We start from the raw sequence: 648 nt of genomic DNA on the forward strand, positions 1-648 counted from the left end.
TGGTTGCCCGATGGCAACATAGCGTATATCAGCAGAAAGGACAACCAGGTCAAGATACGGGGTTACCGCATTGAGCTGGGTGAGATAGAGAACGTGCTCTCCTCGGTAGCGGGTGTTGCAACTAGTTGTGTGTTGGCCAGGGAGGATGAGAATGGCAGTAAGCGATTGGTTGGTTATGTGGTCATGGAGGGTGATCTGGACAAGGAAGCCTTACAACAACAATTACAACAAAGCTTACCGGAGTATATGGCGCCTCAGTTATGGGTAAAACTCGATGAGATGCCCTTGACCAATAATGGAAAGTTAGATAGGAAGGCCTTACCGGAACTGGATGGTTCGGGCTTGTCCAGCAAGGCGTATGTCGCCCCACGAACGGAGACCGAGGTACAATTGGCGGAGATATGGCAGGACTTGTTGGGCGTTGAACAGGTAGGCGTTTATGATAATTTCTTTGAACTGGGCGGCCATAGTTTACTGGCAGTCCGATTGATTTCTAAAATACAGGATATTGGATACACCCTTAGTATTCGAGATATTTTTTCAAACCCAAGTATTGCTTTATTAAGCACCAAATTATCTTCATTTGCTGATAGCTATCAGGTGCCGGAGAACGGTATCGTGGAGGGCTGTGCCTATATCACCCCTTCT

At 47.4% G+C, this 648-nt stretch carries 1 protein-coding gene; it reads left to right on the top strand.

Translation table 11 applies throughout. The annotated features are described in order from the left end of the window. Positions 1-648: phosphopantetheine-binding protein (locus AC04NP_RS30590; protein ID WP_482863932.1), on the top strand; the 648-nt coding region annotated here is incomplete at both ends.

It is taken from the genome of Agaribacillus sp. DX54 (genome assembly GCF_056858335.1).